Raw genomic sequence first — 406 nt, forward strand, 5'->3', positions numbered from 1 at the left:
CTCGGGCTGCGCTAGTGATGAGGCAGGTTTCACGAGAACTGTGGCGTCCCACGGGATGCCTTTTGATCCGGTCATCGAGCGGCTACTTTCCCAGTTCGAGCAGGCTGTTAGGCCGGAGGGAGTTGATGGGGTCCACGGAGACGCCATCCTCCACGCCATCCTAGCCCGCTGGCTCTGGCTGCGATCGCCGTCCGAGGTCCAGCAGGAGGCCAACCACGGCGCACTGCAGAAATGGAGGCTGAAGCGGGTGATGGCTTACGTTGACGAGCATATCGGTGAAGCCATTTCGCTGGCGGATCTCGCTCGGGCGGCAGGCCTCAGCCGGATGTATTTCGCCGCGCGATTCAGGATGGCGACCAGTCTTCGTCCTCACGAATACATCCTGCGCCGCAGAATCGAGCGGGCC

At 62.6% G+C, this 406-nt stretch carries 1 protein-coding gene; it reads left to right on the plus strand.

Going from position 1 to position 406, the window contains the following annotated elements; translation table 11 throughout:
• Positions 1 to 55 precede the first annotated feature (55 nt).
• Positions 56 to 406 (plus strand): AraC family transcriptional regulator (locus EN893_RS40150; protein ID WP_164901582.1); only part of this gene is annotated, 351 nt, incomplete at its 3' end.

Source organism: Mesorhizobium sp. M7A.F.Ca.CA.004.04.2.1 (genome assembly GCF_004022825.1).
Taxonomy (GTDB): Bacteria; Pseudomonadota; Alphaproteobacteria; order Rhizobiales; family Rhizobiaceae; genus Mesorhizobium.